At 60.1% G+C, this 11,833-nt stretch carries 8 protein-coding genes and 6 pseudogenes; 6 read left to right on the forward strand and 8 right to left on the reverse strand.

From position 1 onward, the window contains the following. On the forward strand, positions 1–380 hold a 380-nt coding region (locus FS320_RS29585), incomplete at its 5' end, for a transposase (RefSeq protein ID WP_152711663.1). Continuing rightward, a pseudogene (locus tag FS320_RS29590) lies at positions 365–954 on the forward strand (DDE-type integrase/transposase/recombinase); the annotation flags it as partial. The gene FS320_RS29585 and the pseudogene FS320_RS29590, both read left to right, overlap by 16 nt. 206 nt (positions 955–1,160) lie before the next feature. Here the strand turns inward: FS320_RS29590 and FS320_RS29595 are convergent. From FS320_RS29595 to FS320_RS29610, 4 genes and pseudogenes are all read right to left on the reverse strand, one after another. Then, a pseudogene (locus tag FS320_RS29595) lies at positions 1,161–1,635 on the reverse strand (transposase); the annotation flags it as partial. A gap of 41 nt (positions 1,636–1,676) precedes the next feature. After that, positions 1,677–1,892 (reverse strand): annotated as a pseudogene (locus tag FS320_RS29600) (IS3 family transposase); the annotation flags it as partial. A gap of 28 nt (positions 1,893–1,920) precedes the next feature. After that, positions 1,921–2,775, reverse strand: a complete 855-nt coding sequence (locus FS320_RS29605) for a transposase (RefSeq protein ID WP_202882911.1) — start codon at positions 2,773–2,775, stop codon at positions 1,921–1,923. 492 nt (positions 2,776–3,267) lie between these two features. Next, a pseudogene (locus FS320_RS29610) lies at positions 3,268–3,435 on the reverse strand (IS30 family transposase); the annotation flags it as partial. 98 nt (positions 3,436–3,533) lie between these two features. Between FS320_RS29610 and FS320_RS29615 the strand changes: the two are divergent. Together FS320_RS29615 and FS320_RS29620 are read left to right on the forward strand one after the other, a co-directional pair. Next, positions 3,534–4,514, forward strand: a pseudogene (locus FS320_RS29615) (IS481 family transposase); the annotation flags it as partial. A gap of 128 nt (positions 4,515–4,642) precedes the next feature. After that, on the forward strand, positions 4,643–5,353 hold the full coding sequence (locus tag FS320_RS29620) for a transposase (protein ID WP_162003332.1): 711 nt from the start codon (positions 4,643–4,645) through the stop codon (positions 5,351–5,353). Between the two features lie 479 nt (positions 5,354–5,832). On the opposite strand, the gene virD4 is transcribed toward FS320_RS29620, so the two are convergent. Genes virD4 through virD1 form a run of 3 tightly spaced genes read right to left on the reverse strand, consistent with a single transcriptional unit; the run spans position 5,833 to position 9,577 of the window. Next, positions 5,833–7,959, reverse strand: coding sequence for a type IV secretion system ATPase VirD4 (gene virD4, locus FS320_RS29630; RefSeq protein ID WP_152715836.1), 2,127 nt, complete (start codon positions 7,957–7,959; stop codon positions 5,833–5,835). A 24-nt stretch (positions 7,960–7,983) separates the two neighbouring features. Then, entirely contained in the window at positions 7,984–9,081 is a 1,098-nt protein-coding gene (locus tag FS320_RS29635) for a relaxase/mobilization nuclease domain-containing protein (protein ID WP_152715837.1), read from the reverse strand. 37 nt (positions 9,082–9,118) lie between these two features. After that, entirely contained in the window at positions 9,119–9,577 is a 459-nt protein-coding gene (gene virD1 / locus FS320_RS29640; RefSeq protein WP_152715838.1) for a T-DNA border endonuclease subunit VirD1, read from the reverse strand. 250 nt (positions 9,578–9,827) lie between these two features. Between virD1 and FS320_RS29645 the strand changes: the two genes are divergently transcribed. Continuing rightward, positions 9,828–10,523 carry a conjugal transfer ATPase VirC1 gene (locus tag FS320_RS29645; protein WP_152715839.1) on the forward strand — a complete coding sequence of 232 codons (696 nt, stop codon included), beginning with the start codon at positions 9,828–9,830 and terminating at the stop codon, positions 10,521–10,523. A gap of 1 nt (position 10,524) precedes the next feature. Beyond that, positions 10,525–11,118 (forward strand): VirC2 family conjugal transfer protein, encoded by a 594-nt coding sequence (locus tag FS320_RS29650; protein WP_152715840.1) that lies wholly within the window; start codon positions 10,525–10,527, stop codon positions 11,116–11,118. Between the two features lie 43 nt (positions 11,119–11,161). Here FS320_RS29650 and FS320_RS29655 read toward each other — a convergent pair. Continuing rightward, positions 11,162–11,705: pseudogene (locus FS320_RS29655) on the reverse strand (IS6 family transposase); the annotation flags it as partial. Between the last annotated feature and the right edge of the window lie 128 nt (positions 11,706–11,833).

Raw genomic sequence — 11,833 nt, forward strand, 5'->3', positions numbered from 1 at the left:
ACCTCCATGACCGCGCCGGAGCCGAACTCCTGCTGGAGGGTCTGCAGAATCTGTTTCCGGCCATTGAGTTGATGTGGGCCGACACGGCTTATCGTGGGCTGAAGGACTGGCTCCAGAAGGCCCTGAGCTGGAGATTATCCATCCCGCAGCATTGGTGGAGCGGCGGAACCTGGATGCGGGCTGACGCGGAGCCGCCGACGCGACCGAGTGGCTTCCAGGTGCTCGCACGCAGGTGGGTTGTCGAGCGGACCATCGGTTGGCTCACCACCAACCGGCGGCTCGCCAAGGACTACGAACGCTTGGTCGAGACCGGCGAGATGTTGCTCTATCTCGCCATGAGCCGCATCCTGCTGCGTCGCCTCACGCGAAAGGAAAGATAATTGCTCACCAGCCTCTAAGCCCCGCCCGTCGCCGCGCCTGCATTGCGCACGTGCGATCGACCCTGAAGCTGTCCGAGCGCCGGGTCTGCCGTGTACTCGGACAGCATCGCTCGACGCAGCGGCGCATTCCGCAAGGTCGAGACGATGAGGCCCGACTCACGGCCGACCTCATTGATCTCGCCCGCCAGTACGGCCGCTACGGCTACCGCAAGATCGCAGAACTCCTGCGCTCGCAGGCCGGCTGGGTCGTCAAAGACAAGCGGATCGAGCGGATCTGGCGACGGGAGGGGCTGAAAGTGCCGCAAAAGCAACCGAAGAGAGGCCGCCTCTGGCTTGGCGACGGATCCTGCATCCGCCTGCGAGCAGAGCGGCCCAACCATGTCTGGAGCTACGACTTCGTCGAGGATCGCACCCATGACGGGAGAAAGTACCGGATGCTGAACGTGATTGACGAGTTCCCGCATGAGTGCCGGTCATCCGGGTGAGCCGGAAGCTGAAAGCAGTCGATGTAATCGATGTGCTCTCGGATTTGTTCATCCTGCGGGGTGTTCCGGGGCACGTTCGTTCAGACAACGTCCTATGTGGGGAAGCAGCAGCGGCGCTGGGCCAACAGATCTCAGCACGCCGATTTGCTGGATCGGCGCTGCAAGTAAAGTGAGCCAGGTGGCTTCCACCGTCAACGGGATTGTCCTCTCCCATAGCAAACACAGGATCCAGCGGGCATGCCGTGGTCCTCACCGTCCTCAATACGAGATACACCCCAGGTGGAAGGCCCAAACATTATCTACAGGGTCGCTGACGCGCCCTCACGGCCCGCACAGAGAGAGGTCCTTCCACCCGGCACCGGACGCTCAAAGAACGGCCGGTATTCTACTCCGCCCTTGATCACCGCGTGCACGACACGGGCCATCTTGGCGGTTAACGCTGTTACGGCCTTGCGGCGCCGATCGGCATCGTGGCGATCGCGCTCGGTGTAGCGGCCGAGTTTATCCCGAAAGCTGTTGTCGCGCTGGCGCATTGCCACTTGAGCGGCCATCCACAGCGCTCGGCGCAAGCGGGCATTGCCGTACTTCGACAGCTTGGTGCGGCCGCGGAATGTGCCAGACTTGCAGGTGGCCAGATCAAGGCCGCAGAACTTCAGGAACTGCCGATGATGCCCGAAGCGGCGCAGATCACCGGCTTCCGCCAGGATGGTCAGGGCGTGGATCGGTCCAATGCCTGGAACCTTGCGCAGGAGCTGGTAGTCGTTGTGATCTGAACCGCGCCGAGTTTTCCGGAGGCTGATTGGCTTGGATTTTACGCGGCCATCGGCATGACCTCAAGCTGAGCGTAGTAGGCGGCTTCCGCCTCGGCGGGCGGAATGCTGCCGATGGACTCGAGCAGGCGCCGGTTGTTGTACCAATCCACCCCTTCGAGCGTGGCGAACTCGACGCTCTCAAAGGAGCGCCATGGACCGCGCCGATGGATCACCTCGGCCTTGAACAGGCCGATGACGGTCTCCGCCAGAGCATTCGCCAGAGCATTGATGCTCCTATAGAGGTCAAGAGGTCGAATGGACCGTCGTGGGATCCCTTCTGGCTCGGCAGAGATAGCCAAAGATCTCCCGTGCGACAAAGCGCTTGAGACAGCGAATGATCTCCATCTTGCCTTTACCCTCTGCCGTTCGTCGACGGACATAGTCAAGGGTTGGTGGATGGCTGCGCATCCTGATAATGACGACGCGATATAGAGCCGCGTTAGCCTGACGATGGCCACCGCGGTTGAGACGGTGACGTGAAGTCTTGCCGCTCGAGGCCGGAATGGGACAGGCGCCACACAGTTTGGCGAAGGCTGCTTCCGAGCGGATGCGCTCGGGATTGTCGCCGACGAGGATCAGCATCTCGGCCGCCGTGCCGGTCGCCATGCCATGGGCCTCCTTCCGGGTCGGCGCGCAGGCGGTGGTCAGAGCATCGAGAGCAGCATCGTGGCTTTTGATCTCAGCATTGAGCATCAGCCAGCGCCGGGCGAGAGCGCGTAATGTCGCTTTGGCGGAGGCTGTTGGTGAAGTCATCGCTCCCGGTCTCAGGGCGGCTAAATGGCGGATCAGGGTCATTTTGCCGGTGAGGCCGTCAAGGCTCTCGCGCAAGGCAGCGGGAGCATTGACGATGATCGTCTTGAGGGTGACCATCGCCTGGGTGCGGCTCTTCACGGCGGTGTCGCGCGCCACCTTGAGATGGCGGATCATTTCCACGGAGCTGGTGCCCGACTTCGGAGCCGCCCTTGCCTGGCCACTGAGAACGGCGCGGGCCGCGTTCTCAGCGTCAAGCGGATCAGTCTTGCCATGCTGGTGCCGGATCTGGCGATTGGGGCGGTTGACCTCGATGACATGGTGGCCTCTCTCCCGCGCCAGCCCCATAAGAGCCTGTCCCCTCGATCCCGAAGGCGCGAACGGGACCCAAGGATTGAGCCCAGCTCTCCAGCTCGTGATAGCCTCTACGGCTGGCCGGCAGGGTCATTGCCCCGAGGCGGGCTCCCAGCCCGTTGATGGCGACAGCGGCGTGGGCCTCCTTGTGAGTGTCAATGCCGATGATGTTCTCGGCAGGATCAGTCTTGCGCATTCCTCGTCCTCCGCAGGTAAGAACCTGACAGGTTCCTGCGGGCGGACAGGACTGTGATGGGACGAGACCCTCAAGCTCCTATCAAGTCACGCGACAGCAGACCGTCAGGTGCCGCCCGGAGGACCGACACGTCAATACAATGACACGCAGTCAATCGTACGAAGGGTCAGGCCTTCCGAGCCGCTCTCACATTCTCACAGTCGTACGAGGCGCCGACACGGCCGACCGATGGCTCGATGCCGGCCTCGGCGAGGCGCTCGGTGTACTTAAGGGACACGTATTGGACGGATTCAAACGATCGTCGCAACACGGATTTTGTTGCCCTCCCGCAGCCATTCGTCAAGCGCCTCGGCAGGGGTTTTCCAGCCCAGCGTCTTTCGCGGCCTTGCGTTGAGGGTGGCTGCCACGGCGGCGATCTCCTCAACGCTATGCACACTCAGGTCCGTACCTGTTTGGTAGCGGAACGTTGTTGGGATCAGGTGCGTTGCGCGATTGAGGAGTATACTTGGCGCTTTGACGGCCTGCAGCGCCGAGCTCCTCGGCGCAGGAGGACGTGATGCACTCCCTTCATCCGCAAGCTCGCACCACCCCCGCCGTTCGCCAGGAGATTGCCCGCTCGTCTGAGCCCACCGGCGTGCTGGCCCAGCGCTTCAGCGTGAGCCCCGAGACGGTCCGCAAATGGCGCAAACGTGGCGTGCAAGACTGCCAGGACCATTCCAGCCGGCCGCACAAGCTGCCGTGGAAAGCCACCGACGAGGAGCGCGCCATCGTCTGTGCTCTGCGCCAGGCCACCGGCTTTCCGCTCGATGATCTGACCTTTGTGGTCAGCCACTTCCTGCCGCATCTCAACCGCGATGCAGTCTACCGCATCCTCAAGGCGGAAGGCTTGGGGCGCCTGCCGCCGGCGCAGCAGCGCCAGCGCCGGAGCGGCACGTTCAAGGATTACGATCTCGGCTTCGTGCACATGGACATCAAGCACCTTCCCAAGCTGCAGACCGCCGATGGCGAGCGGCGGAAACGGTACCTGTATGTCGCCATCGACCGCTGCTCGCGCTGGGTGCACCTGGCCGTCTGCGACGACGAACTGACCACCAGCGCGGTTGCCTTCCTGAACGAGGCGATCCGCGCCTTCCCCTTCAAGATCACGCACGTGCTCACCGACCGCGGCTCGTGCTTCACCGCCGATGGCTTCGAGGAGGCCTGCCGGAAGCTGAAGGTGGAGCACCGCAGGACCAAGCCGTACACGCCGCAAACCAATGGTCTCGTCGAGCGCTTCAACGGCCGGGTGCAGCGCGAGGTGCTCGGCATCACCATCTCCAGCCATCGCGATCTCGAGACGCTGCTCAAAGGCTTCAACCAGGCCTACAACCGGAGACGCCAGCGCGTGCTCAAGGGGCGATCTCCTGAGCAGGTCGTGCAAAGCCGCCTGGCTGCCGAGCCGAAGCTGGCCAACCGACGCTTCAAGCCGCCTGATTCAGACGCTTTGCCGCCAGCCCTCAGGGTCGTCGCTGCTGCCAAGGATGTTTCGCATCCAGACAAGGAGAGAATGCCGATACGTCCTCTGCGATTGCCCTTCCGCGCAAACCTGGGGATATGCCCTGCGATGGCATCAGCAACCCTGCCGATCCGGATGCCAGCTATAACGCCCACCGCGGGTTGGGCTATATGGCGCAGATCGTCGAAACCTATGCGGAAGATGACGATCCCGCAGGCCCAACGGGTCCCCGGCCTCCCGATCTGATCACCCATGTGGCAGTGCACAAGATGACGGTGCATGATGGACACCGGGTGCCGGACGCCTTGGACGATCTGGCCGACTGCTCGCTCACGCCGAAGAGGCTTCTGGCCGATTCCCATTATGGATCGGCTGACAACATGGCCTTGGCTCAAGGGCATGCCATTGACCTGGTGGCTCCGGCCCGTACGGCCAAGGGATGCTCGTCGGGGCGCCTGACCCTGGAGGACTTCAGCCTCGACGAGGATGGTCTGGTGGTGCGATGCCCAAACGGCGTCGCACCGATCTCGACCTCTGCCGCGCAGGCGAAACTGCAGGCTCGTTTCGACCTCGCTGTATGTCGGCAATGCCCGAACAGGAAGCGCTGCCCGGTCCGGGCTGACAGCCGTGACGGCTCAATCGCCCGCTTTCAGTACACGCCAGCACGGGCCGAAAATCAGAAGCGCCGCCTTTACGAGAGCAGCGATGCATTCCGCGAAACCTATCGATGGCGCGCCGGGATCGAAGCGACGATGTCGCGCCTGAAGCATCAGATGAACCTTGCGCACCTGCGCATTCGTGGCATGCCCGTCATGCGCTATACGGTAAATCTGCGCGCTCTTGGCCTGAATATCCGCAGATGTGCCGCGGTTCAGGCTTAAAGCCGAGCCTTTCGCTGTGACCTTCAGGCTCGCAGGGGAGCAAGGGGAGAGATCGTTTCCGCAGCGGATGGAAAGCAGCACGAACAACGCTCGGCCGACTTACTTTTTACCGCCCCGTCCAGTTTCCGCCATAGCTCATTGCAGAAAGCACTCCGACCCAGCGCGACCGGCATCTCCAAAGCATCGCCGAGTATGGACGCACGGGCTGGCAGAAGCGGTCCGGGTACACGCGTCGGGTTCTGGTAGAGACCGCCATCAGCCGGCTGAAACAAGGGATTGGGAACGCCTTGCGCTCATGAACGAATCGGCGTCGCACGACTGAGGTCGCCATCGCGGTTCATGCCCTGAACCGCCTGCTTGCGCCTGGATGCCCGAAGTCCGCCCGCATCGCCTGAATTCGGGCTGCGAGTCATCCACTGCGTGCGCAATCTGATCCGTGCAATACAGCCTTATGGGGCGAGCATAGCTCTACAGGAGTTCTAAGATTTCACGCTGCTGTTGGAAATGCCATGCTCCTGAAGCGCAATGATCCGCGCCAGCAGCTCGCGTTGTGCGGCGATGCCCGGCGGCTGCTCGGACGCTTCCTGCGCCCCCTGGCGGCACGAGCCGACTATGCCCGACGCCTGCACTTCGGCCCGATCCGGCGGTTCTTCGGTCTCATCTTCGGGTTCGGTCTCGTACAAATATGGCTCCTCTTTCGCCAGCGCCTGGGGTTCGAACTCCTCGGTGTCGCGCTGTTGCGCATGATCGACATCGCCATTTTGAGCAAACTCATCGGCTTCCACGGGAGAGACGTTGCTATCATCGTACACAGAGACGCTGCCATTGCCGCCTGCGGAGACCACGGGCGGATCGGCGGGGAGAGGCGCCGCCGTTGGCTTTGCAGTGACTGGGGCAGGCGTGGGTTGTGCCACAGCGTTCGGCGCAAACTCGGTCTCTGCGATGAGCGGGATCGGGTCTGGCTCGGGCAATGCACCTGACTGGCTTTCGAAAATGGGCTTCAGATGACGGTCAGAATAATACTTCACCTTGTCCATCTGGAGCGGGGGCTGGCCCTTGATCAGTACGATTTGCTTGTTGTCATCGATCAAACGCACCTGCTCTGGCCGTAAGAGCGGTGCACCCTGGTCGGATGTCTGAATGTTAGCGTTGAACGGTTCCTTCTGGCTGTAAGATCTCGACTTTTGGCGGAAGGTATAGTCACCGATCGCTTTGGAGATGTATTGGGGCGTTTCGTCGTCAGCAGTCGCCATGAACACCTGCACGCCAGTATTGGAGAGGAAATTTTCCTTGCCCGGCTGCTCGTAAGCGCCGGTCAGAGCCGCGAGGCTTTGGATGATGAACATGAAGCGGCCTTTATATCCTGCAATCGTCGTGACTGCGGTTTCAATCGCTTCGAGCTTGCCGAGATGCTTGAACTCATCGAGGAGGAACAGGACCTCAAAAATCTCGTCCGTCTTCGGCATAGTACGTTGCAAGATGGACACGGTTTGTTGGAAGAACAGCCGCACGAGCGGCGCGATTACCTCCAAGTCGTTGGGGCTGACGCACAGATATATTGTCGTGGGATCGCGGCGCAAGTTGTAAATGGAAAAATCCGATCTTGATGTGGCATTCTTGATCAGCGGGTCAGCCCAGAGATTTAGCCCGCCATCACCCAAGACTGAGGTATATGAGGTGAGAATTTTGGTGTCGTTGCCGGCCATATTGTCAAATATACGCATCACCTCCGGGATTTTGCTTTCTTCTGCGAGTTGCGCGAAAAGCTTGTATTTCTCGCCCGGCTGCGCAAACAAATCATAGACAGCGCCAATGGTTGGTGTGCCACACTCGATGCAGGCCAGAATGCCGGCAACAAAAAGATCTCGTGCGCCCTCGATGAAACCCTCCGCGCCCTTACCTTTGGGCGCAATCAGATTAACCGCCAATCGCCGGGCTTCTGAGAAGCGGCGCTCCGGTGGCGTGGCAACAATGTCGAGCACCGGATTATAGCAATGGGTGCGTCCCTCCCTGTCGAGTGGCGAGAATTTGATGATCTGGTCGCCGCGCTTCAGTCTCGCCCTCGATGTCGACTCGAAGAGTTCGCCCTTGACGTCGAGTGCTATTACCGAGCCATCGAAGGTTAGGAGTGTTGGAATGACGACGCCGACCCCCTTACCGGCGCGGGTGGGCGCAATGATCAGACTGTGTGGTTGCTCGCCATTGGTGAGATACTGTCCAAACCCGCGTGGGCCGGACGTTTTGCCGAATATTGGACCGGTGATGCGCCGGTAGGGCTTGATGTAACCTTTTTGGCGCATTTCGGAAAACCGCGCCCATCGCGCGGTTCCGAAGTGTTGGGAGCGAAGCATGAGAACAGTAAGGGTAACCATGATGATCACCGATGTCATGCCGACAATGGCCAAACAGGTGTAAAACGTCGCACTGGCATAGCCGAGATAGAAGGGGGTTTCATACCAGAAAGCCAGGAGGTCGAACTCGCGGAGTACCCGGGTGGTGAAGCCGCCCTTTAGGCTAACATACAGACTCGCGAATATCAGCCCGAGCGGGAATGACAGCGCAAGGCCGAACAACAGCGTGTTGATCTTCGAGTTTGTGGTAACCATCGTCCAGCGCTCTCCAGTTATATGTCAGCGTTCGTCGCTCCCGTCGCGGGAGCGTTCACCGCCGCTGCTAAGGCGCCGCCGTTGATTGGGATCGAGGTCTTCAGGTCCAGGCTCGCGGCGGCGGTGCCGCCTTGCGCGTTCTTCAGAGGCAGCTCGCTGAGCACCGTTTTCGATGTTAGCGGGGGCGTTGCGGTGGCGCTGCGGCCCTACACTGCCCTCATCTTGTCCGCCTTGCTCCGCATTTTGTCCCGGCCCACCTGCGGAGCCACTGGGGCCGCCTCGCCCTCCCAGGTCTAGATCATCGTCCATGCGAAAATCGTTGCCGGAATCGTCGCGGGTTGCGGGTCCGGCGTTGCTACTGGGTGCTTGCCCTGCGCTATCTCTGGGGCCTAGTCCTCCTGGACCGCCTCCCCCTGGTCCCACGCCAGTGTCGCCAAGGTTTGGCGGTTCGGGTGTTCCTCTAGGAGTGACGGGAATATCAGGTTCTGGTTGCGGCTCGATGGCAATGGTTGCTCCAGCTCTCTGCCTGCCTCGGAATTCCGCATAGGTAATCGGGCGCTCCATGATGCCGCGCTCGGCGCGCGAGGTCGCATCCAGCGCGATACCATTGTCGTAGGCGGCATCGACAAGCGCGGCGCGCATATTGTTGTAGTTGAGATGCGGGTGGCGACGCGAGATCTTCAGCCAATGGCCTCCCAGCGACCGGCGATTGATCACCACATGTAGATGCGGGTGCTGCCGGTCGACATGAAAGGCGGTGACATAGTCGAAACTATCACTGTTGCGCCTCGAACCGAACATTTGTTCCACCCACGCGCGGCCGGCAGCGCGCGCGTTATCGCGATCGGTGGAATGCGGAAAACTGACGACGATATGCGTGGTCAGGTCCTGGTTGTTTTCTGCGTCTGGCTGGCCGGGCTGATAGTTACCGGTCTGCTCGGCCCAACTACGCGCCACCTCGTCGAGCCGATCGTATGGTAGCACGACGCCCTGATGACGCTCGGAACGACGGAGTTCGACCGCGCCCTCGCGAGATAGGTAATGCAGCTGATCCCGGATCTGTCGTGCGGTACGAGCCCCGCCCCGAGGCACAATTCTTACGACGGCTTGCGGGTGGGGCATCCGGGCCACCTGGCAGCATTGTTTTCAGAAGATCCTGTCATCGCACGGCTTCCTGCAATAGCCTTCGACCGTCCCGCCGCCGCCGCGACACATTCAGTATTGTGCGAAGAAGGGCATCGAGCGCGGCGAATTCCTGACCAAACTGCTGCCTGTGCCTCTCGAAGCGGTCCATATCCACGGCGCCATCGCGGCTTGCGATCCGGCTCATGTCTGTGAGCGTTTCGGCAATCTGACCGATGCTGTTGGTGATTTCCTGAAGGTTTTGGCGGGTCTCGGCGTCAATTTCCAGAAAGCCCGCTATCCGGCGTACCGCGATGCGCAGTGCCAAATTGCTCGTCAGTCCGAACGCACGTGATTGCTCCGAGAAAGATTCGAATTCGGCCAAGCGTAAGCGCACGCTGATTATCTTGTAGCCGTTAGGGTCGGCAACCGCGGCGCGCCGGCTTCCACGTATCGGGGCATTATCGAACAAGCCGGGCAAGTTCCGCGCTGTCATATTTCCGGGTCCTTATTTGGATACAAATTGTTTGTGCTTCGATAGTTTCTACGGGAGCGTAAAAAGTTACGCAGGAAAATACACAGTTATATTAGGCTCGAAATAGTACAAGATAATTATTACAATCGTAATTGGACGGGTTCAGGATATGTTTACCAATGGCAAACCCATTGGCAGTATATACTCTGCATGTTATTAATCGATTATTGCAGATATGTAAGACGTCGATTTGTGCGGAGGGAATTACAACTTGAAACTGATCGCCTGCTGCTCATTCAAAGGTGGAGCGGGGAAAACCACGGCCCTAATGGGTCTGTGCTCCTCACTTGCCTTCAACCAGAAGAAGGTTGCCTTGTTCGACGCCGACGAAAACCGCCCACTCACTAAGTGGAAAGAAAATGCCCTTCGCAACGACGCTTGGGACCCGCAATGCGAGGTATTCGTGGCCGACGAGTTGCCGCTACTGGAAGATGTATATGAACAGGCGGAAGTTAGCGGCTTCGACTATGCCCTGGCCGATACTCACGGCGGAGCGAGCGAACTGAACGGCACTATAATTGCCAGTTCCGATTTTCTGCTGGTGCCGACTATGCTGACACCTCTTGACATCGATGAAGCGCTCGCAACTTACCGCTACATCATTGAGCTGTTACTAGCAGAGGGATTGCAAACGCATACTGCCATTCTTCGCCAGCGAGTGCCTACGGGTAGATTGACGGTCTCTCAACAAGCCGCTTACGACGTGCTGGACGTTCTGCCGCTCTTCGACACGTCCATGTACGAGCGTGACGCCTTCGCGGCGATTAAAGAGCGCGGCATGTTGCATATGACTGTCGCAAATATGGCCCGCAACCCGGCAATGCGACTGATGTTCCGTAACAATCAGCGCGCATTGGATGAGCTTGCTGTGATTGGTGCTTTCGTCGAGAAGGCATTGGAGGGTTGAAATGGGAATCCGTAAGCCGACGGTTTCGGTGATGGAGGCTTGCCGACTTACTGCAATTCGATCTGGGAGGACACCCACAGCGAGCACGCTCGCCTCCCCTAATCCGTCAGAAACGATGGCATCAATCGAGCAGATCGGCCGGCCGACGGGCAACAGAACAGCACCTGCCCAAGCTTTGCCCGCGAGAAAGGCTGTGATCCTTTCGGAGGAGCGCCACGAGCCAGATCCTAAGGTGCAGGTGTTTCTGTCAGCAGCGCTTCCGGCCCGCGGCATCTCAGCCAGCTTTGACATGTTGGTGCGGCAATATCGCCCGGCCAAGGCGCTGCAGATGATTCTGCAGCGCGCTTTGGGCGACTATGAATTGATGCTGTCTGACGGCTCATTCACCAAAATCATGCCGGTCTATTCCGTCGAGGAGCCGCTAGTCGTCGTCGCGTCGTCGCGCATGATGCCGCGACGGCTGGTCGACATTGCCCTCGCGCACTTTGATCCCTTAGGGTTCGAAAGCGCGCGTGCCTTCGGCCGTAAGCTTGCAACCTCGGCTCTTGCCGTTTTCTTCGACAGGGAGACTGGTCGCCTGGTGTTGTCACGTTAACGAGCATCGGGCGCATGGAGGCAAATTCGGCCGCCTGACAGCTTCAAGCGGCGACATTCGCCGCGACTTTCCACTCCGCCATGGCGGTGAGGCGGTGAAGGTGGGTCGCACGGGCAGAGCGGCGGGAGCGGGGTGGAGCGAACAGGGTGCGGACGGCAGAGAACACGTTGACAAACCTCTGCAGCCCTCCGGCAGATCGAAAGCCCTGCCTCACTCGTTCGCGTCGGCGGAACGGGAGATGGGAATTCTCGGCCCGATTGTTGAGCCCCTTGTGCGAGCGGTGTTCGGCTTGTCGGTGATCATTCGCCGCGGTGGACAGCCTTTCTTCAACAGCCGCTTCGCCGCCTTGGTGTTGCGCCGCGTCTGGACGATTTCATCGAGCACATAGCCGTCCTGATCAACCGCCCGCCAGAGCCACTGCTTCTTGCGGAGATCGTGACCACGACGTCGTCGAGATGCCAGATATCGCGACGGTTTGGTCTCTTGCGCCTGAGGCGGCGAGCGTAATCCGGCCCAAACTTCAAGGCCCAGCGGCGGACTGTCTCATAAGAGACGAGAATGCCCCGCTCGAGCAACATCTCCTCGACCGGGACTGTCAGGAATTTTGTGCGTGAGGCCATAGTGATGGAGAGGAAAGGACCATCGTATGGCTATCGAGAAAGAACTTCTGGACCAGTTGCTTGCCGGGCGTGATCCGAACGAGGTGTTTGCAAAG

Origin of the sequence: Microvirga tunisiensis (genome assembly GCF_009296175.1) — a bacterium.
Classification (GTDB): Bacteria; Pseudomonadota; Alphaproteobacteria; order Rhizobiales; family Beijerinckiaceae; genus Microvirga; species Microvirga tunisiensis.

Coding starts and splice junctions, on each gene's coding strand:
- FS320_RS29605 (WP_202882911.1), bottom strand. CDS start 2,775: ATGGGGCTGGCGCGGGAGAGAGGCCACCATGTCATCGAGGTCAACCGC.
- FS320_RS29620 (WP_162003332.1), top strand. CDS start 4,643: ATGGCGCAGATCGTCGAAACCTATGCGGAAGATGACGATCCCGCAGGC.
- virD4 (WP_152715836.1), bottom strand. CDS start 7,959: ATGGTTACCACAAACTCGAAGATCAACACGCTGTTGTTCGGCCTTGCG.
- FS320_RS29635 (WP_152715837.1), bottom strand. CDS start 9,081: ATGCCCCACCCGCAAGCCGTCGTAAGAATTGTGCCTCGGGGCGGGGCT.
- virD1 (WP_152715838.1), bottom strand. CDS start 9,577: ATGACAGCGCGGAACTTGCCCGGCTTGTTCGATAATGCCCCGATACGT.
- FS320_RS29650 (WP_152715840.1), top strand. CDS start 10,525: ATGGGAATCCGTAAGCCGACGGTTTCGGTGATGGAGGCTTGCCGACTT.